Here is a 22,059-nt window from a genome sequence, read left to right as displayed (position 1 = left end):
CTGAGGTCAAACCCGGTTGAACGGCGCGGAATGCGGCATTAGGCTCGGTGCATGCCCGCTCCCAACATTCCCCAGATCCGCCTCTACCAGGACTGGCTGCGCGAGCAGCGCGGCCTGTCCTTCGACACCTACGACGCGCTGTGGCGCTGGTCCGTGACCGATCTCGACGCCTTCTGGCAGAGCATCTGGGACTACATGGGCATCGTGTCGCCCACGCCGCACACGGCGGTGCTGGCCGACGACCGCATGCCCGGCGCCACGTGGTTTCCGGGCGCCGAGGTCAACTACGCGCGCGAGGTGCTGCGCCATGCCGATGCGGCGCATGCGGCCGGCCTGCCGGCCATCGTGAGCGACAACGAGCTGGGCGAAGTGCGCGAGATGCCCTGGCCCGAGCTGCGACGGCAGGTGGCCTCGGTGGCGCTCACGCTCAAGTCGCTGGGTGTGCAGCGCGGCGACCGCGTGGCCGCCTACCTGCCCAATGTGCCCGAGACCATGGTGGCCTTTCTCGCGTGTTCGAGCATCGGCGCCGTGTGGAGCGTGTGCGCGCCCGACATGGGCACGGCCGCCGTGGTCGACCGCTTCCGCCAGATCGAGCCCAAGCTGCTGATTGCTGCCGACGGCGTGCACTACGGTGCCAAGCCCATCGACCGCAGCGCGGTGGTGCAGGAGCTGCGCGATGCGCTGCCCAGCGTGCAGAAGCTGCTGTTGCTGCGCACGCCCCATGCCGCGCAGCAGCTCGCCGCCGACGCCGACTGGCAGGCCGCCAGCGCGCGCCGCGACGCCGAGGTGGCGGCCTTCGAGCCCGAATGGCTGCCCTTCGACCACCCGATCTGGATCGTCTATTCGAGCGGCACCACCGGCCTGCCCAAGCCCATCGTGCACGGGCAAGGCGGCATCATCATGACGATGTACGCCTGCGGCCTGCACAACGACATCGGCGCAAGCTACGGCGCCAACAACTTCGACGAGCGCTTCCACTGGTACAGCTCGACCGGCTGGGTCATGTGGAACTGCCAGCTCGCGGGCCTGGCCTTCGGCGCGACCATCGTCATCTACGACGGCCATCCGGCCGGCAGCAAGGAGAAGCCCGACTGGGCCGTGCTGTGGCGCTTCGTCGCGAAGCACCGCATCACTTTCTTCGGTGCCGGCGCGGCCTACTTCACCAACTGCATGAAGGCCGGCGTGGTCGCGGCCGAGTGCGGCGACCTGTCGCGCGTGCGCGCGCTCGGCAGCACCGGCTCGCCGCTGTCGGAAGAGGTGCAGCGCTGGGGCACGGCGCAGCTGCTGGCCGCGGGCGCGAGCAGCGTGTGGTGGTGCAACATCTCGGGCGGCACGGATTTCTGCGGCGCCTTCGTCGGCGGCAACCGCGAGCTGCCCGAAGTGCCCGGGCAGATGCAGTGCCGCCAGATCGGCCATGCGGTGGAAGCCTGGAACGAAGACGGCAAGCCCGTCATCGGCGAGGTGGGCGAGCTGGTCTGCACGCGGCCCATTCCGTCGATGCCGCTCTACTTCTGGGGCGACGAAGGCAACGCGCGCTACCTGTCGAGCTACTTCGACACCTACCCCGGCGTCTGGCGCCACGGCGACTGGATCAGGATCGGCGAGGACGGCGGCTGCATCATCTACGGCCGCAGCGACGCCACCATCAACCGCCAGGGCCTGCGCATGGGCACCAGCGAGATCTACAGCGCCGTCGAGGCGCTGCCCGAAGTGCTCGACTCCATGGTGGTCGACCTCGAATACCTGGGCCGCGAAAGCTACATGCCGCTGTTCGTGGTGCTGCGCCCCGGCGTGGCGCTCGACGATGCGATGCGCGGCAAGATCAACCACGCGATCAAGACCTCGCTCTCGCCGCGCTTCCTGCCCAACGACATCTTCCAGGTGGCCGAGATCCCGCGCACGCTCTCGGGCAAGAAGCAGGAGCTGCCGATCAAGAAGCTGCTGCTGGGCCAGCCGCTTCAGAAGGTGGTCAACCCCGAGGCCATGGCCAACCCCGGCTCGCTCGGCTGGTACGTGGAGTTTGCCGCGCGGCGCGCCGCGGCCTCTCAGGGCATCAGCAGTTCGTAGAGCACCATGCGCGTCTGGCGGCCGCGCAGCGCCACCCGCTCGTCGATGCGGCGCGTCTGCAGCCGGCCCTTCAGGCCTGCGCAGGTGACCTCCGAGATCAGCGTGTGCGTGCCCAGCTGCTTGTTGATGCCCTCGATGCGGCTCGCCACGTTGACCACGTCGCCCAGCGCCGTGTAGGACAGCCGGTCGTTGGAGCCCAGCACGCCCGCGATCGCCACGCCGGTGTGGATGCCCACGCGCGTGCGGAACTCGGGCAGCCCGTCGGCGCGCCACCTGCGGTTGAGCGCACTCGTCTCGATGTGCAGCTGCAGCGCGGCCAGGCAGGCGCGGTACTCCGCGTCCTTCAGGTCGGCGGGCGCGCCCCACAGCACCATGATGCCGTCGCCCATGAACTTGTCGACCACGCCGCCGTAGCGCGCCAGCACGCGGGTGGCCAGGTTGAAGTATTCGGTCAGCATGCGCACCAGCACATTGGCTTCCATCGATTCGGAGATCCGCGTGAAGCCCTCGATGTCGGTGAACATCACGGTCATGCGCCGCGGCGAGCCGCTGGGCGCCAGCGCCTGGCCCTCGGCCACGAGCTGGCTGATCACGTCCACCGGCACGAACTTGCTGAACGCCCTGAGGCTGCGCGCCGATTCGTCCAGCGCCCGGTCCAGGTTCTGGATCTCGAGCACGCGGCTCGGCTCGCGCGGCAGGTCGTCGAGCTCCAGCAGGCCGATGCGGCGCGCGATTTGCGCGAGCTTCTCGACCGGCGAGGTGACCAGCCTGGACAGCTGCAGCGACACGAACAGCGCGGCCGCGAGCAGCGCCAGGCCCAGCAGCAGCCACCACAGCACGGCGCGCCGCAGGGCGCCGAGCACGAAGTCCTCGGGCACCCAGCTCACCAGCTGCCAGCCGGCCGAAGGAATGCGCGAAGCCTGGGCCAGGTAGCCGCGCCCTTCGTGCTCGAACGAGAAGGCCGCGCCGCCCGCGCCGTCCGGCGTGCGGTTCTCCAGCATCTGGGCGTGCAGCGCGCCCAGCACGCCGGTGGGCGGCTCGGGCTGGCGCAGCACGCCGGGCTGGTCGCTGCGCGCGAGCACCTGGTCGCCGGCGTCCAGCAGGGCGCCGTCGCCGCGGCCGTCGCTTGCGAACAGCCGCACGAACTGCGAGAGCCGGTCCAGCGAGACATCGCCGCCCACCACCAGCAGCCGGGGGCCGCCTTCGGCCGCGCGGCGCTTGCTGGGCAAGGCATAGCTCACGCCCAGCTCCTGCGTCGCGGCGAAGGCGTAGGGCGCGGTCCACACGGGCCTTTGCATCTGGCGCGCCTGCTGGTACCAGCGCTGCAGCCGCGGGTCGTAGCTGCTGCGGAAGGACTCGATGCGCTGCGTGGCGAAGCGCTGCTGCGCGTCGATCTCGGGCGCGGGCGGCAGCTTGTACTGCCAGGTCTCGATGGCGAGTTCGCCGGTGCCCGCGCCGCGCGCGATGCGCCGGATGGCCGGCACCGGGTAGCGCAGCGCCATCAGCATCTGGCCCGTGTCGTCGGCCACGTAGAGGCTGTCGAGCTCGGGCGCCTGCTGCAGCAGGGTCCACAGAAGCTCGGCCGTGCGCTGGGCATGCTCGCCCGCGGCGCCGAGGCTGGGCGCGCCGGCCAGCGCACCGACCGCCGACTCGGTCTTGGCGAGGACCGCGAGCATGTTGTCCTCGGTGCGGTAGTGGTTGGCCGCGTGCGCGGAGGCGCCGATCTTCGCCACCAGCCGCTGCGAGCCCCAGTAGCCGAGCGTGGCCAGCAGCAGCGACTGCGTCAGCGCCACCGCGCTCACGATGGTGCTCACGTCGACCCTGAAGCGGCGCGAAAGCCGCGCCACGGCGGCGGAAAATTCAAAGAATGCGAGAGGCGGCTTTCCCGCCCCACCCGCAGACCCGGATGAGTTCTTCTTGTTCATACAGCTCCCTGTCGACCACTCGAACGCACCCGCGGCCGTCACGTCGGGCCGCGGATCGCATCCGGCCGCTCGCTGCCCCGATCGTTTGGTTGTCGGAAATCATGGCGAGCACCCGGGGTGCAGGGCGGATTTTGCGCGACTTCGGGCCGCGCGCGTCATGGCACGGTCGTGCGCAAGACGCGGGCTTGGCTAGCGCGCGTCGTGGAAGATGATTCCCAGCGTGTGCCGCCGCCCCGCGCGCACGCGGCTCACGCCGTGCCGCATGGTGACGCGGTACGTGCCGCGCGTGCCCGCCACCGGCCGCTGGTTGACCGCGAAGATCACCGCCTCGCCCTGCGCGAGCGGCACCACCTCGGCGCGCGACTGCATGCGCGGGCGCTGCTCGGTGAGCACGAATTCGCCGCCCGTGAAGTCGTCGCCCGGCCGGCTCAGCAGCACCGTGAGCTGCATCGGAAACTGGAGGTCGCCGTACAGGTCCTGGTGCAGGCAGTTGTAGTCGCCTTCGGCATAACGCAGCAGCAGCGGCGTGGGCCGCAGCTGGCCCGCCGCATGGCAGCGCGCGAGGTAGGCCGCGTGGTCCGCCGGGTAATCGGCCGGCTGGCCCATCGCGGCGGCCCATGCGTTCGCGAGCGGCGCGAGGCGCTCGTAGAGCGCGCTGCGCCAGGCCGCGATCGAAGCGGGCAGCGGGTTGTCGAAGTACTGGTACTCGCCCTGGCCGAAGCCGTGGCGCTGCATCACCACGCGGCTGCGGAAATGGCCGGGCTCGTCATACAGCGCGGCCAGCGCGGCGCATTCCTTCGGGCTGAACAGCACGCCCGTGGTTGCGCAGCCGCGCGTGGCAAGCTCGGTTTCGATGCGGGGCCAGTCGAGGGCGCGGACGATGTGGGCAGGGGAGGTCGGCATGCCGAAAGTGTGCGGCCGCCGCGGGCGCGGCGCTCGCTGTTTCCGGACATGGGTTCCGGCCGCGGCGGTGCCGCAAGAAGACGTCAGAACGAGAGGGCCACGGGCGCGAGCTCGCCGATCTCCACGCGCACGGCAGTGCCCGCCGACGCGAACAGCATGCCGGTGCACGAACCGCTCGTGACGATCTGCCCGGCCTTGAGTCCGGCGCCGCGCGCGGCGCAATGGTTGGCCAGCCACACCAGCAGCGCGCCCGCGTCGGGGCTCGGATGCTCGCCCACGGTGTGCGCGACGGTCTGCCCGTCGAAGTGCAGCGCGGCCTCGGCGCGCTGCAGGTCGAACCAGGCCGGCGCGAAGGGCTGGCGCTGCCCCAGCACCAGCGCGCCATGGCTCAGCAGGTCGGCCAGCAGGGCGTTGGCATGGGCGCCGAACCAGTCGGCCAGCCGGGTCTCGACGACCTCGATCACCGGCAGCACCGATTCGACGGCGCCTGCCACATCGGCCAGCGTGTAGGGTGCGGCGCGCGGCGGCAGGTCGGCGCCCAGCTGGAAGCCGACCTCGGCCTCGATGCCGCGCAGCCGCCATGCCGGGCCTTGCAGGCGCACGCCGCCGGGCAGCAGCCCCTCGGCCGGCAGCGGCGCGCAGGTGGGCTCCTGGCCGGGCGCGCGCGCGCCGACCTTCCAGCCGCCGACCGGGCCGATCGCCGCCAGCGTGGCGTCCTGGATGGCATAGGCCTCGGCGCGGCTGGCCGTCTGCAGCAACGCCGAGGGCACGCGCCGGCCCTCGCGCCGCGCGAGGTGCAGCGCGTGCGCGGCGCTGGCGGGCGCAAGGCCGCCGGCCAGCGCCGCGCTCACAGGGCGGGAAAGCGCTGCCACGGATGGGCGCGTTCGAATTCGCGGGCCAGCGCCAGCAGCGCGTCGTCGCCGCCTTCGCGCGCGACCAGCTGCAGCCCCACCGGCAGGCCTTCGGCAAAGCCGCAGGGCAGCGCGATCGCGGGCAGGCCCAGGGCGTTGACGAAGCCCGCGAACACCGCATGACCGCGCGGGCCGACCTCGCGGCCGTCGATGCGCGGCGGATGCGTGTCGGCCGCGGGCCAGGGCAGCGCCGCGGTCGCGGGGGTCAGCAAAAAGTCGTGCTGCTCGAACAGGCCCGCGAGTTCGCTGCGCAGGCGCTCGGCCTCGAACAGCAGCTCGAACAGCTCGCGCGCCGAAGCGGCGCGGCCGGTCCCGGTGTTGGCCTGCATCGCGGGGCCGAACAGCGCGGGATCGAAGGGCCGCGGAGAGAGCTCTTGCGGATGCTCCACCAGCCAGGCCAGGCCCACCTGCGCGAGCAGCGGCCAGCGCTGGTTGACCGCCTCGGCCAGCTCGAAGCGCGGCAGCGTCGTGACCTCATGCCCGAGCGCGGCCAGGTTCTCGGCCGCGGCATCCACCAGCCGCGCGATGCGCGGGTCCACCGGATGGTCCGCGAAGCGCGGCAGGTAGAGGATGCGCGCGGCCTTGGCTCCAGGCGGCGCATCGGCCGCCGTGCGCGGCGCGATCGCCCGCATGACCGCGGCCACGTCGTCCACGCAGCGCGCCATCGGCCCCACCACCTCGAAGTCCAGGAAGATCGGCGGCAGGCCATTGCCGCGCCGCACGCGGCCGCGCGAGGGCTTGAGCCCGACGAGGTTGGTGTGCGAGGCGGGCCGGCGAATCGAGCCGCCGCCATCGGTGCCCAGCGCGATCGGGCAGCCGCCCGCGGCCACCAGCGCCACCGCGCCGCCCGAGGAGCCGCCGGGCGTGAGCGCCGGGTTCCACGGATTGCCGGTGGGCCCGAAGACCGGGTTGGCGGTGTAGCCCTGCATCGTGAACTCGGGCACGTTGGTCTTGCCGAAGATCACCGCGCCGGCTTCGCGCAGCCGCGCCACCGGCAGCTCGTCGCGCTCGGCGACAAAGCCGGCCAGCGCGCGGCTGCCCCAGTGCGTGGGCAGGCCGCGCACCTGCAGGTTGTCCTTGATGGTGGCGGGCACGCCGTCGAGCGCGCCGAGCGCGCGGCCCGAACGCCAGCGCGCGGTGCTTTGCGCCGCGGCCTCGGCCGCGCCTTCATCGAGCACCACCAGCGCATTGAGCCGCGGGTTCACTTCGGCCGTGCGCGCCAGGCAGGCCGCGAGCGCCTGCTCCGGCGTGAAGGCGCCGGCGCCAAAGCCTTCGGCGAGCTGGGCCGCCGTGAGTTGCCAGAGTGCTTTCATCGTGCGCTTGCCGCAGTGGCCCGGCTCACATGTGGCCCGGCAGCCAGGTCACCAGCTGCGGTACGGCCAGCAGCAGCAGGGTGAACAGGATCATGATCAGCGCATAGGGCAGCGCGCCGTAGATCGCGTCCTCGATGCCGCCCCTGTCGGGGCGGATGCCGTGCACCACGAACAGGTTCATGCCCACCGGCGGCGTGATGAGACCGAGCTCGCACATCAGCACGATGAAGATGCCGAACCAGATCGGGTCGACCCCCAGCGCGGTGGCGATCGGATAGGTGATCGGAATGGTGGCCACCTGCATCGACAGCACGTCCATGAACATGCCCAGCACCAGGTAGAACAGCATCAGCGCAAGGATCAGCCCGGTGGCCGACAGGCCCAGGCCCGAGACCCACTTGGTCATGGCCTCGGCCACGCCGGTGAGGCTCACCGTCAGGTTCAGCACGAAGGCCGCCACCACGATCAAGAGGATCATGCCGCTCACGCGCGCGGTCGAGACGAAGCAGTTGCGCATCAGCTCCCAGCTCAGCTTGCCCGAATGCAGCACGAAGCCCAGCGCCGCAATCACGCCGAGCGCGGCGCTCTCGGCTGCGGTGGCAATGCCGAAGTAGAGGCTGCCCATGACGATGCCGAACACCACCGCCGGCGGCACCAGGTGCACCAGCGCGCGGATGCGCGCCTCCAGCGGCACCTTGGGCTCGCGCATCGCGTTGCCGCTCGCCAGGCTGGAGCCCGCGATCCAGAGCATGAAGAATCCGGTCAGCAGCAGGCCCGGGATGATGCCCGCGATGAACAGCTTGCCGATCGAGTTGTTGGTGAGCGAGCCATACACGATCATGTTCACGCTCGGCGGAATCAGGATGCCCAGCGTGCCGCCCGCGGCCAGGCTGCCGAGCGAGGCGCGCATCGAATAGCCGCGCCGGTGCAGCGAAGGCAGCGCCACCGTGCCCACCGTGGCGGCGGTGGCCACCGACGAACCCGAGGTGGCCGCGAACAGCGCGCAGCTGCCGATGTTGGTGTGCAGCAGCCCGCCGGGCAGCCGGCCGAGCCAGGCCGACAGCGCGATGTACATGCGGTCGGCAATGCCCGAGCGCAGCAGCAGTTCGCCGAGCAGCACGAACAGCGGCACCGAGGTCAGCAGGTTCTCGTTCTGCACGCCCCAGACCACGGGCGCGATCGAATCCATGAAGGGCGCGCCGTAGGCCGCGATGCCGCCGACGATGCCCACCAGCGCCATCGAGACGGCAATCGGCATGCCAACCAGCATCATGCCCAGCATCGCGAGGAACGCGAGCCCTATGACGAAGAGGTTCATGGCTTGTTTCCTTCGCCGGGCTGCGGGGCCTGGCGCACCGCGAGGTCGTCGAGCTCTTCCTTGAGCTCTTCCTTCGCGCTCTTGGGATGGAAGTCGGTGTTCAGCGCCGCGATGTCGCGGCGCAGCAGCAGCTGGGTGGCGCGCAGCGCGAGCCCGCAGGCCACCAGCGCGAAGACCACGAGCCCCGCATACCAGACGCCCTGCGGAATGATCAGCGGCGTGGCCCACGGCGTCTGCGCGGTGCTGCGGTAGGCCATGGTGTCGCCGATCACCTTGAACGCCACCCAGCCGATGAACACCGCGAGCGCGGCCAGCGACACCGCCGAGATCCAGTTCAGCAGCGCCTGCACGCGGGCCGGAAACTTCTCGTGGAACACGTCGACGCGGATGTGGTTGCGGCCCATGAGCGCGAGGCTGAAGGCAATGGTCGAGCCCACCGCGAGCGCATAGCCGCCGAGCTCGTCCGCACCCTGCAGCGAGATGTTGAACAGCTTGCGCGCGGCGGTCTCGACGGTCACGATGACCGACAGGCCGAGGAAGATCGCGCCGAAGACGGTGGCCAGCACCGTCTCCACGCGCGTCTTGAAGCTGGCGTGCCCCGGCGCACGCTGCGCTTCTTCAGGCGACGCGGCGCCAGGCTGCTGCGGCCGCTCGCTCATGGCCGCGCTGCTCACTTGTTGAGCCCCAGCACCGGCGCCACCGTGGCCTGCCAGCCCTTGGAGCAGCCCGGGTTCGACTTGTCGCAGACCTCGGCCCACACTGGCAGCGAGACCTTGCCGACCGCGCCGCGCACCAGCTCGAGGTCGGCCGGCGTGACCGGCACGTCGACCAGCTTGAACTTCTTGCCGGTGGTGCACGGGTCCCTGCCGGCGTTGCAGTTGAGCGCATCGCGGAACAGCTCCTCGGAGTACTTCCACACCTCGTCGGTCAGGCCGTCGAAGGCGGCCTTGAGCTTGGCCTGCTGGTCGGGCTTGAGCGCGTTCCATGACTTCATCGTCATGCCGTAGCCGTTGAGCGCCATCTGGAAGCCGATGGCCAGCTGGTGCGTGGTGACCTCGGGCCAGCCGGCCGAGTTGGCCGAGCTCGGCCCGGTGATGGCGCAGTCGACCACGCCGAGCGACAGCGACTGGTGCGTGTCGGCGAACGACACCGGCACCGGCGTCGCGCCCACCAGCTCGATGAACTTGGCCAGGTTCTGGTCGTACACGCGCACCTTCATGCCCTTGATGTCGGCCAGCGAGGCAATCGGCTTCTTGCAGAACAGGATCTGTGGGCCGAAGGGCCATACGCCGAGCAGCTTCACGTTGAACTGCTGCTGCAGCCGCGCGTCGACCGTGTCGAAGTACGCCTTGGCCACCTTGCGGCCGGTGGCAAAGTCGGGCGCGGCGCCGACCAGGTCGAGGCCCAGGATCGTCGGCTCGTCGCGCGAGTTCTGCGACACGCGCAGCGAGACGATGTCGAACAGGCCCGCCTTCATCACGCGCAGCTGCTCGGTGTCCTTGATGCCGAGCGTGTCGATGGGCTTGTAGTCGACGTCGATCGGCAGGCCCGTGCGGGCCGCGAAGTTCTCGAAGAAGGGCTGTTCCTTGTTCTTCTGGATCAGCCCGGTGGCCAGCGGCTGGCCGATGGCCTTGAGCTTGATCCGCTCCTGCGCCTGGGCGGCGGGAAGGGCGAGCACGGTGGCCAGCGCGAGCAGGCAGGCCGCGGCGAACGGCCTTGGAAAAGAGGGCTTGGCAAGAGGGCGCAGCGGCATGATTTCTCCTGGAAGGGCAAAGGTGGGCGAATCGGCAAGGCGGCAATGCAGGAGGCCATTGAAGCGCGCCGCACGGCGCCCGCGCAGAGTTTTCCGCGCACCGGGAACGGCAGAAAAAATCTTTGCGGATCAAGCACTTGGCGCTGCGCGCCGGTGGAAGACGCGCGGCCGGCGGCTACTTCAGGCGCCCGCCGTAGGCCGCGGTGATCTCGTCGGCGGCGGCGCGCACCGTGGCGCCCAGCTGCGCGAAGTCGGCCGCCTTGATGCGCTGCGTCGGCCCCACCAGCGAGATCGCGCCGAAGGGCTGGCCGTGCTCGTCGCGGATGGCGGCGGCAATGCAGCGCAGGCCCACGGCGTTCTGCTCGTCGTCCACCGCATAGCCCGCGCGGCGCACCTCGCCCAGCGTTTCGTGCAGCCGCGATGCGCGTGCGATGGTGTTGGGCGTGAGCTTGGGCAGGCCGTAGGTGCGCAGGTACTGCAGCACGTCGTCCTCGGCCATGGCGGCCAGGATCGCCTGCCCCATGGCGGTGCCGTGCAGCGGTGCGCGGAAACCCGGCTTGCCGATGGCGCGCATCAGCTCGCGGCTTTCCACCTGCGTGACGAACACGATGTCGCCCAGGTCGGCAATGCCCAGGTTGATGCTTTCGCCCGAGCTGTCGCGCAGCCGCCGCATCACCGGCAGCGCCAGGTGCGCAATGCGGCGCCGGCGCCCGAAGGCCGCGCCCACCGAGAAGCAGCGCACGCCCACATACCAGAGGCTGGTTTCGCGGTCGAACTGGACGAACTGGCGCTGCTCCAGCGTGGTGAGCAGGCGGTGCGCGGTGGAGGACGACAGGCCGCTGCGCGCCGCGATGTCGACCAGGCGGTAGCCCTCGTCGTCGTCGGCCAGCAGTTCGAGCAGCTGCATGGCCCGCGTAAGCGATTGCACGGTGCCGTCGCCGTCGCGGTCGATGCGCATGACCTTGCCGGCGGCCTTGGAAGAGGAGGAGGAGCGGGGGGAGCTGCTGTCCGTCATGTCCAGATCCTTGCAAGTTGCACGCCACCCCCCGCCGCCGACGCGGCCGCAGCCGCTCAGCGCCGGTGCGTCCGGCTATTTTTGTCGACAAAAGTATTGAATATTGTCGACATCATCCTCGTCAATCAAGCGCCCGGGGGCAGTGATTACGCGGATGCCGGCCATCGGCGGCATCCCGCCGCGGCTACAGCCACTTGCCGCTGCCGGTCGGCATCTGGATGGTGGTGGCGGGGTCGCCGCTGCTCACCAGCGAATCGATCGCAATGCTCAGCAGCGAGATGAAGATGCTCGCGAAGAACGCGGTCCAGAAGCCCGAGAGCTTGAATCCGCGTACCAGCGCGGCCACCAGCATGATCATCAGCGCGTTGATCACCAGCAGGAAGAGGCCGAGCGTGAGCAGCGTCAGCGGCAGCGTGAGCACGATCAAAAGCGGCTTCACGATGGCATTGGCCAGGCCCAGCAGCAGGGCCGAGATCACGAGCGCCGAAGTGCTCTCGAACTTGATGCCGCGAAAGATCAGGCTGGCCACCCACAGCGACAGCGCGGTGATGGCCCAGTGCACGAGAAAGGGAGCGATGTTGTTCAGCATGGTGTTGGGGGGCGCAAGGCGGTGCGCGCGATGGTGCGGACCATCATATCGGCACTGCCTTGGCTAGACGGCGCTGCGCTGCGCCTCGGCCAGCAGCCAGTCGCTGAAGAACTTCAGCAGCGGCCGCTGGTCGGCGCGCTCGGGCGTCACGAGGTAGTAGTTGCGCTCGCCCGACAGCGGCCGCGCACAGGCCACCACCAGTTCGCCGCGCGCGAGTTCGTCGGCCACCAGCATGGTGGGCATCAGCGCCACGCCCAGGCCGTGCGAGGCAGCCGCGGCCAATATGGAAAAGAGCTCGTAGCGAGGCCCGCCGCGCGCATTGGGCGCATCGACCTGCTGCGCGTCGAACCACTGGCGCCAGCCGTCGGGGCGCGTGCTCTGCTGCAAGAGCGGCATCTGCGCGATGGCCGCGGGCGCCACGGGCTTGCCCTTGCGTCCGGGTGACTGCAGCAGCGAGGGGCTGCACACCGGCACCACGTCCTCGTGCATCAGCATGAGCGCGCGCGTGCCGGCCCAGTTCTCGACCTGCGCGGGCGTGCCGGCATACAGCGCGGCGTCGAACTCCGCGTCGGCAAACAGGAAAGGCCGGGTGCGCGTCTCGATGTGCACCACCACGTCGGGCTGCAGCGCCGCAAAGCCCTTCAGCCGCGGCATCAGCCAGCGCGTGGCAAAGGTCGGCACGGCCGCCAGCGAGAGCGAGCCGCCTTCGCCCTGGTGCGCCATGGCGTCGAGCGTGTCGCGCTCCATCGCCTCGAGCCGCTTGGTGATCTGCCGCGCATAGGCCGCGCCGCTCGCGGTGAGCGCCACGCCGTGGCGCGTGCGGCGGAACAGCACCACGCCCAGGAAGGCCTCGAGCGTGCCGATCTGGCGCGACACCGCGCTCTGCGTGAGCGCGAGTTCCTGCGCGGCGCGCGTGTAGCTCTCGTGGCGCGCGGCGGCATCGAAGCACACGAGGGTCTGCAGGGGCGGGATCTTGCGGCGCATGTATGCCGGTAGTGTATGACTGGGCAGGCGCCGTCATCAATGGAAACGTCTTGCCGCCGGGGTGTCAGATGTGCAAAGGACGCATATCTGGGTGAGGATTCATCGTTTGCGCCCAACCCCCTGCATGGCTAGGATCGACCCATTCCCCCTCTTTTCCCTCTTCCGGAGACAAGCACATGGCCGCCAAAGCGCAATTCCACTGGGACGACCCCTTCCTGCTCGACCAGCAACTGACCGACGAAGAACGCATGATCCGCGACGCGGCCAATGCCTACTGCCAGGAGCGCCTCGCGCCCCGCGTCATCGAGGGCTTCCGCAGCGGCGAGACCGACCCCGCCATCTTCCGCGAAATGGGCGCGCTCGGCCTGCTCGGCCCGACGATCCCCGAGCAGTACGGCGGCCCCGGCCTCAACTACGTGGCCTACGGCCTGATCGCGCGCGAAGTCGAGCGCGTCGACTCGGGCTACCGCTCGATGGCCAGCGTGCAGAGCTCGCTCGTGATGGTGCCCATCTTCGAATTCGGCACCGAGGCGCAGAAGCAGAAATTCCTGCCCAAGCTCGCCACCGGCGAATGGATCGGCTGCTTCGGCCTGACCGAACCCGACCACGGCTCCGACCCCGGCAGCATGGTCACGCGCGCCAAGAAGGTGCCGGGCGGCTACTCGCTTTCCGGCGCCAAGATGTGGATCAGCAACTCGCCGATCGCCGACGTGTTCGTGGTCTGGGCCAAGGAAGTCAGCGAAAGCGGCACCGTGGGCCCGATCCGCGGCTTCGTGCTCGAGAAGGGCATGAAGGGCCTGAGCGCTCCGGCGATCCACGGCAAGGTCGGCCTGCGCGCCAGCATCACCGGCGAGATCGTCATGGACGGCGTGTTCTGCCCCGAGGAAAACGCCTTCCCAGAAGTGCAGGGCCTGAAGGGCCCCTTCACCTGCCTCAACAGCGCGCGCTACGGCATCTCCTGGGGCGCGCTCGGCGCCGCCGAAGACTGCTGGCACCGCGCCCGCCAGTACACGCTGGACCGCAAGCAGTTCGGCCGCCCGCTCGCCGCCAACCAGCTCATTCAAAAGAAGCTGGCCGACATGCAGACCGAGATCACGCTGGGCCTGCAGGGCAGCCTGCGCCTGGGCCGCATGAAGGACGAGGGCACGGCCTCGGTCGAGATCACCTCGATCATGAAGCGCAACAACTGCGGCAAGGCCCTCGACATCGCCCGCCTGGCGCGCGACATGATGGGCGGCAACGGCATCAGCGACGAGTTCGGCGTGGCGCGCCACCTGGTGAACCTGGAAGTGGTCAACACCTACGAAGGCACGCACGACATCCACGCGCTCATCCTCGGCCGTGCCATCACCGGCATCGCCGCCTTCGCCAACTGAACGAAGAGCGCATGACGGCCACCAAGCCCGCAGCCCTGGACGGCATCAAGGTCCTCGATCTGTCCCGCGTGCTCGCGGGCCCCTGGTGCACGCAGATCCTCGCGGACCTGGGCGCCGATGTCGTCAAGATCGAACGCCCCGGCGTCGGCGACGACACGCGCACCTGGGGCCCTCCGTTCATCAAGGACGCGGACGGCAACGACACCGACCAGGCCAGTTACTTCACGGCCTGCAACCGCAACAAGCGCTCGGTCACGGTCGACATGGCCACGCCCGACGGCCAGGCGCTCCTGAAGCAGATGGCGGCGCAGGCCGACATCGTGGTGGAGAACTTCAAGACCGGCGGCCTGAAGCAGTACGGCCTCGACCACGAGAGCCTGCGCGCGGCCAACCCGCGCCTCATCTACTGCAGCGTGACCGGCTTCGGCCACGACGGCCCCTACGCCGAGCGCGCGGGCTACGACCTGATGATCCAGGCCATGACCGGCATGATGAGCATCACCGGCCGTCCCGACGGCGAGCCCGGCGGCGGCCCGCTGCGCGTGGGCGTGGCGCTCACCGACCTGTTCACCGGCGTCTATGCAAGCACCGCCATCCTCGCGGCGCTGCAGGTGCGCGGCCGCACGGGCGAAGGCCAGCACATCGACATGGCGCTGCTCGACGTGGGCATGGCCATCCTCGCCAACCAGGCGAGCGCCTTCCTCAACACCGGCAAGGCGCCGCAGCGCCAGGGCAACACGCACCCGAGCCTGGCGCCGTACCAGGACTTTCCGACGCTGGACGGCTCGATGCTGCTGGCCATCGGCAACAACGGCCAGTTCGCGCGCTTCTGCGAAGCGGCCGGCCATGCCGAATGGGCCGTCGATGCGCGCTTTGCGAGCAACACGCTGCGCGTGAAGCACCGCGGCGTGCTCATTCCGATGATGGAAGAGCTCACGCGCACCCGCAGCACCACCGACTGGGTCGCGCTGCTCGAAGACAAGGCCGTGCCCTGCGGCCCGATCAACGACATCGCGCAGGCCTTCGACGACGCGCAGGTCAAGTCGCGCGGCCTGGCCGTCACGCTGCCGCGCGATGCGGACGACGGCATCGCCAGCATCACCGGCGTGGCGAGCCCGCTGCGCCTCACGGCCACGCCGCCCGTGCTGCGCCATGCGCCGCCCGCGCTCGGGCAGCACACGCGCGAGGTGCTGGCCGAGTTCGGCATCGATGGCGCGCGCTTCGACGCGCTGCGCGCGGCAGGCGTGGTGTAGAGCAAGGAGAGCAAACCATGACGGACCCGGTACACAGCCCACCGTTCTCGGTGCTGCGCATCGATCATGTTGTGCTGCGCGTGAAGGACGCGGAGCGCGCCATTGCCTTTTACCGCGACGTGCTCGGCTGCGCGGTCGAGAGGCGCCGCGAGAACCTGGGGCTCGTGCATCTGCGCGCCGGCACCAACCTCATCGACCTCGTCACGCCCGATGGCCCGCTCGGCAAGCAGGGCGGCGCGTTGGCCGGCAAGGAAGGCCGCAACGTCGACCACCTCTGCCTGCGCATCGAGCCCTTCGACGAAGCGGCGATCCGCGCATTGATGGCGCGGCACGGCGTGCCGGTGCACGGCGAGGTGCAGAACAACTTCGGCGCCGAGGGCAACGGCCCGTCGATCTACATCACCGACCCCGACGGCAACGGCGTCGAGTTGAAAGGGCCGGCCGGCAACAGCTAGCCGGCGCGTCCCAGGATCGCGACGCCGAACACCGCCACGCCGAGCGCGAGGTTCACCGTCACCAGCAGGCGCACGGTATTGAGCCGCCCGGCCACCACCGGCCATGCGCTTTCTTCCACCGCGCGCCGCATCACCCTGAACACCGAGGCGCGGATGTACACGTAGATGCCGGCCATCACGAGGGCGATGCCCATCATCGCCTCGATGCGCCAGTGCACCGCGCGGAAGCCGCCCGCGAGCAGGATCATCGCCACGCCGGTCACGAACAGCAGCGTGACGGCCGCGTCCACGCCCACGAAGAAGCGCCGCAGCACCGCCGCCATGGTGCGCAGCCGCAGCGGCGGCTCCAGCGTGGCGACCGCGGCGGGGCGCACCGCGAAGTGCAGGGTGGCCATGCCGCCCACCCAGAAGGCGGCGGCGAGAAGATGGATGAAGAGCAGGAAGGCGTAGGACATGGGGCCCGATCAGAACACCGAAAGCTGTGCCCGCGCAATGTCCGAGCCGTTGCGTTAAAACCCCATCCTTCGCACGCAACAAAGAAAGATGAGGCTTCCATGACCCGCACCGTCGCCCAGAAACGCGCCGAGTTCCGCGCGCTGCACGAACAGGGCTGCTTCGCCATTCCGAACCCCTGGGACAAGGGCAGCGCTCGCTACCTGCAGGGCCTGGGTTTCAAGGCGCTGGCCACCACGAGCTCGGGCCATGCCTGGTCGCTGGGCCTGGCCGACGGCGGGCAGTCGCGCGACACCATGCTGGCCCACCTGCGCGACATCGCCGGCGCCACCGACCTGCCCGTGAATGCGGACTTCGAGAACGGCTTCGCGGCCGATGTAGAGGGCGTGGCCGAAAGCGTGCGCCTGGCCATCGAGACCGGCGTGGCGGGCCTGTCGATCGAGGACTCGACCGGCGATGCGGCCAATCCGCTGTTCGAGATCGGCGTGGCGGTCGAACGGCTGCGCGCGGCGCGCCGCGCCATCGACGCGGCCGGCGGCGACACGCTGCTGGTGGGCCGCGCCGAGAACTTCTTCGCCGGCCGCCCCGACCTGGACGACGCCATCACCCGCCTCAAGGCCTACGCCGAGGCCGGCGCCGACTGCCTCTACGCGCCGGGCATCCGCACGCGCGAGCAGATCGCGGCGGTGGTGGCCGCGGTGGCGCCCAAGCCGGTCAACCTGCTGATCGGCTGGGCCAGCGAGCTCAGCATGCAGGACATTGCCGCGCTCGGCGTGCGGCGCGTCAGCGTGGGCGGTGCGCTCGCACGCGCGGCCTGGGGCGGCTTCGACCGCGCCGCGCGGGCGCTGGCCGAGCAAGGGCGTTTCGGTGGCTTCGAAGGCGCGGCCTCCGGGGCCGATCTCGATGGCTTCTTCGGCCGGTTCTCCGAATAGCGCGCGGGCCGGCGCCATGGATGCGCTGCTCGCGGAAATCCGCGGCTGCACCGCCTGCGCCGCGCAGCTGCCGCTGGGCCCGCGGCCCGTGGTGCAGGCCAGCGCCAGCGCGCGCCTCTTGATCGTCGGCCAGGCGCCGAGCCTGACGGTGCATGCCACCGGCCTGCCATGGGACGACAAGAGCGGCGAGCAACTGCGCCGCTGGCTCGGCATCGACCGCGAGGTTTTCTACGACGCCGCGCGCATCGCGATCATGCCGATGGGCTACTGCTACCCCGGCCGCGGCAGCAGCGGCGACCTGCCGCCGCGCCGCGAGTGCGCCGAGCTCTGGCATGCGCGCCTGCTCGCGCAGATGGGCCGGGTCGAGCTCACGCTCCTGATTGGCCAGTACGCGCAGCGCCACTTCCTGGGCGCGGCGCGCAAGGCCGGCGTCACCGAGACCGTCGCGGCCTTTGCGGAATTTGCGCCGCGCTTCATTCCGCTGCCGCATCCGTCGCCGCGCAACACCGGCTGGTTCAAGCACCACCCGTGGTTCGAGAGCGAGGTGCTGCCGGTGCTGCGCGAACGCGTGCGGCAGGCGCTCGCGCAGCCCTAGGGCGCCGCGGCGACCGAGGTGCCTGCGGCATCGAAGGGCCGCGCGGCATGCACCACGCGCCCGCCCACCACCGTCATCAGCGACACCGTCTTGCCGATGCGCTCCAGCGGCACCGAGAAGAAGTCCTGGTCGAGGATCGCGAAGTCCGCGAGCTTGCCCACTTCGAGCGTGCCGCGCCTTGCCTCGTCGAAGCTGAACCACGCGCTGCCCACCGTGTAGAGCCGCAGCGCCTGCTCGCGCGTGGGCGTCTCGTCGGCGCCGCGCATGGCCTTGCCGCTCACCGTTTTGCCGTCGAGCATCCATTGCAGCGCGACAAAAGGGTTGTACGAAGCCACGCGGTGCGCGTCGGTGCCGGCGCCCACGTTCACGCCGGTGCGCAGCGCGCTGACTATGGGTGGCATGCGGCGCGCCGCCTCCCCGCGCGTGGCGAGCGCACGGTCGCCCTGGAAGTACATCGCGTCCTGCATGGTCCAGCCGATGCCCAGCGCCTTCATGCGCGCGAGCGTTTCGGGCGAGGCGTCGTCCAGGTGCGCGATCGACCAGCGCAGCTCCTTGATCGGCACTTCGGCGTTGAGCTTCTCGTACAGCCCGAGCAGGTGCTCGACCGAGCCGTTCTCCTGCCAGTGGATGGTGACCGCGAGCTTGCGCATCGCAGCCCACCTGATGAGCTCGTGGAACTTCTCCTTCGCGGCCGCGTCGGGGAAATTGTTGTTGTACATCGCGAGCGTCACGCGTTCGCCGAGGCCGTTGAACTTGAGCATGTCGTCGCCAAAGCCCATCGGCAGCATCTGCGTGAGCTCGCGGAACTCCTGCAGCTCGGCACCGGGTTTCTGCGCGAACACGCTGTAGGCCACGCGCAGCGTCAGCGCCTTCTCGCGCCACAGTTCGAACAGCGCCGCGTACTGCGACGGCGCAATGCTGAAGCCGCCCGGGTCCACGAGGCCGGTGACGCCCAGGCGGTTCAGCTCGCGGAAGAAGGCGCGCGTGCCGGCCAGGTTGTCGTCGTAGCTCGGCTTGGGCAGCTTGTCGAACAGGGCCGAGATGCCGACGATGTCGCCGGTCATCCAGCCCGGCGCACCATCCGCCGCGGGCTTCATGCCGGCCGGCAGCGTGCCCGCCGGAACGCCGAGCGCTTCGAGCGCCTTGGGCGTCATCACCACGGCTTCGTAGAACAGCTGCACATACACGGGATGGTCGGGCGCGGCCTCCTGCAGCTCGGCCGCGGTGGGGCGGCGGCGCTCGGCGAACTGCTGCTCGGTCCAGCCGCCGGCCACGATCAGCCAGCCGCCGGGCCGTGCACGCGCGGCCGCGGCGCGGATGCGCTCCATGGCTTCGCCGATGCTGCCGGCGCCGATCCAGTTGACCTCGGTCGAATAGCTCAGCGCCGCGCGCACCGCATGCATGTGCGAGTCGATGAGGCCCGGGATCACGGTGCGGCCGCCCGCATCCACCGTGCGCGTGATCGGGCCCGAGAGCGCGCGCACCTGCGCGGCATTGCCGACCGCCACGATGCGGCCATCGCGCACGGCCAGCGCCTGCGCGGTGGTGGCGGCCGCATCGAGCGTGGCGATCTTCGCGTTGGTGACGATCAGGTCGGCCGGCTGGGCCTGCGTGGCAGGCGGCAGCAGCAGCAGCAGTGCAGCCGCCCCGGCCGCCGTGAGCAGTGTGCGCAGCATGGTCAGTCGACCTTGATGCTGGCGGCCTTGACCACCTGCTGCGCCTTGGTGGTTTCATCGGCAATGAACTTGTTGAACTGCGCCGACGGCATCGTGAAGGGCTCGGCGCCGAGCTTGTCGAGGCGTTCCTTGAGTTCGGGCGAGGCCATGATCTTCACGACCTCGGCCTGCAGCCGGTCCGCCACCGGCTGCGGCGTCTTCGCGGGTGCGAAGAGCCCGACCCAGAACAGGTACTCGGAACCGGGCACGCCGGCTTCCACCGTGGTGGGCGCCTCGGGCAGCGCGGGCGAGCGCTTCGCGGTGCCCACGGCCAGCGCCTGCAGCTTGCCGCTCTTGATGAGCGGCAGGGCCGAGACCATCGGCGCGAAGAACCAGTCGACACGTCCGGCCATCACCTCGGTCATGGCCTCGGGCGTGCCGCGGAAGGGCACGTGCTGCGCATCGAGCCCGGCCGCGAGGCGGAACACCTCGGCGTTCATGTGCGTGGCCGAGCCATTGCCCGCGGAGCCGTAGTTGAGTCCGCCCGGATTGGCCTTGGCCTTTGCGACCAGGTCCCGCACGTTCGCGAAGTGCGAAGGCCCGGTCACCAGCACGTTGGGCAGGCTCGCCATCGGCGTGATGCCGGTGAAGTCCTTGATCGTGTCGTACGACAGGCCCTTGTAGATCCATGGATTCACCAGGTGCCCGGCCGAATGCACCAGCAGCGTGTAGCCGTCGGCCGGCGCCTTGGCCGTGATGGCTGCGCCCAGCGTGCCGCCGGCGCCGGGCTTGTTGTCCACCACCACGCTGGTGCCGAGCGCAGGCCCGAGCTTCTCGGCCACGAGCCGCGCGACGATGTCGGTGCCGCTGCCCGCGGTGAAGGGCACCACGAGCTTGATCGGCTGCGTGCCGGGCCATGGGTTCTGCGCATGCGCGATGCCGAGCGTACCGATGGCTACGAGCGCCGCGGCCAGCGTGAGCGCCTGCCGGCGGCTCCAGGTGTCGAATGTCTTCTTCATGCGTCTTGTCTCCGTTGATTTAATTGGGTGAGCGATGAATGACCAGGGCAGGGCCTATGCGGCTGGCGGCACGCTGTTCGGCATCACCAGCGCCACCAGCACCGGCCGGTTGCTGCGGTTTTCGAGCTGGCGCTTTTCGCCGGGTGCGAAGCGGCAGCTGTCGTAGGGGCCGAGCACTTCTTCCTGGTGCGCGCCGTCGAGCTCGCCGACCACATGGAGCTGGCCTTCGAGCACGAGGTAGAGCTTCTCCATCGGCGAGCCGTCGAGCCCGGTGCGGCCGCCGGGCAGGATCTGGCTCATGCCCATCCACATCTGCGTCGAAGGCCCGGCCTCCTTGCCCTGCAGGCGCAGGCAGCGCATGTCGAAATGGTTGGGCGCCTCGTAGTGCGGCGCCTCGCTGAAACGGGTCACGTGCATGGCGGTGTTCCTTGGGTTGTTCGATTCAGGGGCGCAGCACGACGCGGTCGGTGCTGCCCGAGAGCACGAGGCGGTAGGCATCCATCGCTTCGTCGAGCGCGAAGTGCCGCGCCACCGGAAAGGGCTTGAGCGTGCCGCGCTCGAAGCCTTCGCGCATCGCGTCGAGCTGGGCGGTGGAGGCCACGCAGTCCATCGCGAGCGAGTCGATGCCCACGAAGGTGTGCATGCCGCGGTAGAACGCGAAGATGTCGAAGGGCACGGCGCGTTCGTGCGTGGCGATGAAGATCTGCGTCGCGCCCTTGGCCATGGCCTTGTTGGCGGCCTCGAAGTAGGCGCTGCCGACGGTGTTGTAGACGATGTTCGCGCCGCGCCCGCCGGTGAGTTCGCGCACCTGCGCACCCACGTCGGCATGGTGGCGCGCATCGATCACGTCGACCGGCCCGCACGCGAAGCCCTCGAACGGACCGGCGCGGCGCTGCACCGCGATCACGCGCGCACCGGCCTGCGAGGCCAACTGCACCGCGGCCTGGCCGACCTTGCCGTTGGCGCCGAGCACCAGCACGGTCTGCCCGGCCTGCGGCATGCCGCAGCGCCTGAAGCCTTCGTAGGCGGTGACGAAGGGCACGCCCACGGCGCCGGCTTCGTCCATCGAGATGCCTTGGGGCTTGGCGCGCAGCGCGGCCTCGGGCAGCACGAGATAGCGCGCATGCGAGCCGTCGCGCGTGATGCCGATGTCGCCGCCCGAGCCATAGACTTCGCGGCCGATCCATTCGGTCGGACCACTCACCACGGTGCCCGCGAAGTCACGGCCCGGCGTGCGCGGCCACACGGCTTGCGGCATGAGGCCCAGCGCAGCCTTGACGTCGCTCGGGTTGACCGCGGCGGCGGCGACTTGCACCACGGCGTGGCCGGGGGGCGCGGTGGGTTCGGGCTGCGGAGCGGCTTGGAGCTGCAGCGCTTCGAGGTTGGCGGCCTTTTCGTTCACGCGCAGTGCGCGGGGGGTGGGGGGCGTGTCGGTGCTCATGTTGCGGAGTGCTTGTGTTGTTCGGGCGTTCTTTTGTTCTTGGCGCTGTTATTCGGGGCGCTGTTGTTCAGGGCGTGTGCACAGATCACCGGGTACTCCCCT

General features: G+C 70.1%; 21 protein-coding genes. 6 read left to right on the top strand and 15 right to left on the bottom strand.

Annotation, left to right across the window (positions count from 1 at the left end):
* Positions 1-51 precede the first annotated feature (51 nt).
* A complete protein-coding gene (locus tag AC1DMS_RS19575; RefSeq protein ID WP_412510067.1) occupies positions 52-2,067 on the top strand; it encodes an acetoacetate--CoA ligase in 2,016 nt (671 codons plus the stop codon).
* Here the strand turns inward: AC1DMS_RS19575 and AC1DMS_RS19570 are convergent.
* From AC1DMS_RS19570 to AC1DMS_RS19525, 10 genes are all read right to left on the bottom strand, one after another.
* Positions 2,046-3,992, bottom strand: a complete 1,947-nt coding sequence (locus AC1DMS_RS19570) for an adenylate/guanylate cyclase domain-containing protein (protein ID WP_478181646.1) — start codon at positions 3,990-3,992, stop codon at positions 2,046-2,048. The two genes, AC1DMS_RS19575 and AC1DMS_RS19570, sit on opposite strands and share 22 nt — an antisense overlap.
* Before the next feature lie 189 nt (positions 3,993-4,181).
* Positions 4,182-4,895, bottom strand: coding sequence for a 2OG-Fe(II) oxygenase (locus tag AC1DMS_RS19565; RefSeq protein WP_478181645.1), 714 nt, complete (start codon positions 4,893-4,895; stop codon positions 4,182-4,184).
* Between the two features lie 83 nt (positions 4,896-4,978).
* Positions 4,979-5,767, bottom strand: coding sequence for a 2-keto-4-pentenoate hydratase (locus AC1DMS_RS19560; RefSeq protein WP_436288821.1), 789 nt, complete (start codon positions 5,765-5,767; stop codon positions 4,979-4,981).
* Positions 5,743-7,119: an amidase gene (locus AC1DMS_RS19555; RefSeq protein ID WP_478181644.1), complete on the bottom strand. Its 1,377-nt coding sequence runs from the start codon at positions 7,117-7,119 to the stop codon at positions 5,743-5,745. The genes AC1DMS_RS19560 and AC1DMS_RS19555 overlap by 25 nt, the downstream gene beginning before the upstream one ends.
* Before the next feature lie 25 nt (positions 7,120-7,144).
* The gene (locus tag AC1DMS_RS19550; protein ID WP_436288823.1) at positions 7,145-8,437 is read right to left on the bottom strand and encodes a TRAP transporter large permease; all 1,293 of its coding nucleotides are present in this window, start codon (positions 8,435-8,437) and stop codon (positions 7,145-7,147) included.
* On the bottom strand, positions 8,434-9,096 hold the full coding sequence (locus AC1DMS_RS19545) for a TRAP transporter small permease subunit (protein WP_478181643.1): 663 nt from the start codon (positions 9,094-9,096) through the stop codon (positions 8,434-8,436). Before AC1DMS_RS19545 ends, AC1DMS_RS19550 begins: the two co-directional genes overlap by 4 nt.
* An 11-nt stretch (positions 9,097-9,107) precedes the next feature.
* Positions 9,108-10,190: a TRAP transporter substrate-binding protein gene (locus AC1DMS_RS19540; RefSeq protein ID WP_012745279.1), complete on the bottom strand. Its 1,083-nt coding sequence runs from the start codon at positions 10,188-10,190 to the stop codon at positions 9,108-9,110.
* 175 nt (positions 10,191-10,365) lie between these two features.
* Positions 10,366-11,205 carry an IclR family transcriptional regulator gene (locus AC1DMS_RS19535; protein WP_278878413.1) on the bottom strand — a complete coding sequence of 280 codons (840 nt, stop codon included), beginning with the start codon at positions 11,203-11,205 and terminating at the stop codon, positions 10,366-10,368.
* Positions 11,206-11,389: 184 nt separating this feature from the next.
* On the bottom strand, positions 11,390-11,794 hold the full coding sequence (locus AC1DMS_RS19530) for a phage holin family protein (protein WP_278878416.1): 405 nt from the start codon (positions 11,792-11,794) through the stop codon (positions 11,390-11,392).
* 63 nt (positions 11,795-11,857) lie between these two features.
* The gene (locus tag AC1DMS_RS19525) at positions 11,858-12,778 is read right to left on the bottom strand and encodes a LysR substrate-binding domain-containing protein (protein ID WP_478181642.1); all 921 of its coding nucleotides are present in this window, start codon (positions 12,776-12,778) and stop codon (positions 11,858-11,860) included.
* Between the two features lie 176 nt (positions 12,779-12,954).
* Between AC1DMS_RS19525 and AC1DMS_RS19520 the strand changes: the two genes are divergently transcribed.
* From AC1DMS_RS19520 to AC1DMS_RS19510, 3 genes are read left to right on the top strand one after another with little or no spacing between them, the layout of a single operon-like run.
* Positions 12,955-14,154: an acyl-CoA dehydrogenase gene (locus tag AC1DMS_RS19520; RefSeq protein ID WP_436299209.1), complete on the top strand. Its 1,200-nt coding sequence runs from the start codon at positions 12,955-12,957 to the stop codon at positions 14,152-14,154.
* A gap of 11 nt (positions 14,155-14,165) precedes the next feature.
* Positions 14,166-15,407 (top strand): CaiB/BaiF CoA transferase family protein, encoded by a 1,242-nt coding sequence (locus AC1DMS_RS19515; protein ID WP_478181641.1) that lies wholly within the window; start codon positions 14,166-14,168, stop codon positions 15,405-15,407.
* Between the two features lie 17 nt (positions 15,408-15,424).
* The gene (locus tag AC1DMS_RS19510) at positions 15,425-15,862 is read left to right on the top strand and encodes a VOC family protein (protein ID WP_478181640.1); all 438 of its coding nucleotides are present in this window, start codon (positions 15,425-15,427) and stop codon (positions 15,860-15,862) included.
* Here AC1DMS_RS19510 and AC1DMS_RS19505 read toward each other — a convergent pair.
* Positions 15,859-16,317, bottom strand: a complete 459-nt coding sequence (locus tag AC1DMS_RS19505; protein WP_478181639.1) for a CopD family protein — start codon at positions 16,315-16,317, stop codon at positions 15,859-15,861. The genes AC1DMS_RS19510 and AC1DMS_RS19505 overlap by 4 nt on opposite strands.
* Positions 16,318-16,416: 99 nt before the next feature.
* Here AC1DMS_RS19505 and AC1DMS_RS19500 point away from each other — a divergent pair, with 99 nt between their 5' ends.
* Both AC1DMS_RS19500 and AC1DMS_RS19495 read left to right on the top strand, forming a co-directional pair.
* The gene (locus AC1DMS_RS19500) at positions 16,417-17,247 is read left to right on the top strand and encodes an isocitrate lyase/PEP mutase family protein (protein ID WP_278878430.1); all 831 of its coding nucleotides are present in this window, start codon (positions 16,417-16,419) and stop codon (positions 17,245-17,247) included.
* Positions 17,219-17,842, top strand: a complete 624-nt coding sequence (locus AC1DMS_RS19495) for a uracil-DNA glycosylase family protein (protein ID WP_478181638.1) — start codon at positions 17,219-17,221, stop codon at positions 17,840-17,842. Before AC1DMS_RS19500 ends, AC1DMS_RS19495 begins: the two co-directional genes overlap by 29 nt.
* Here the strand turns inward: AC1DMS_RS19495 and AC1DMS_RS19490 are convergent.
* From AC1DMS_RS19490 to AC1DMS_RS19475, 4 genes are read right to left on the bottom strand one after another with little or no spacing between them, the layout of a single operon-like run.
* Positions 17,839-19,518: an amidohydrolase gene (locus AC1DMS_RS19490; protein WP_478181637.1), complete on the bottom strand. Its 1,680-nt coding sequence runs from the start codon at positions 19,516-19,518 to the stop codon at positions 17,839-17,841. The genes AC1DMS_RS19495 and AC1DMS_RS19490 overlap by 4 nt on opposite strands.
* Before the next feature lie 2 nt (positions 19,519-19,520).
* Entirely contained in the window at positions 19,521-20,516 is a 996-nt protein-coding gene (locus AC1DMS_RS19485; RefSeq protein WP_478181636.1) for a tripartite tricarboxylate transporter substrate binding protein, read from the bottom strand.
* Between the two features lie 54 nt (positions 20,517-20,570).
* The gene (locus tag AC1DMS_RS19480) at positions 20,571-20,933 is read right to left on the bottom strand and encodes a cupin domain-containing protein (RefSeq protein ID WP_012745291.1); all 363 of its coding nucleotides are present in this window, start codon (positions 20,931-20,933) and stop codon (positions 20,571-20,573) included.
* A 25-nt stretch (positions 20,934-20,958) separates the two neighbouring features.
* Positions 20,959-21,957 carry a quinone oxidoreductase family protein gene (locus AC1DMS_RS19475; RefSeq protein WP_478181635.1) on the bottom strand — a complete coding sequence of 333 codons (999 nt, stop codon included), beginning with the start codon at positions 21,955-21,957 and terminating at the stop codon, positions 20,959-20,961.
* Positions 21,958-22,059 lie beyond the last annotated feature (102 nt).

Source organism: Variovorax sp. 05T418 (assembly GCF_056396385.1).
The sequence above is the reverse complement of the archived record's forward strand: the minus strand, read 5'-3'. Positions and strand labels throughout refer to the sequence as shown.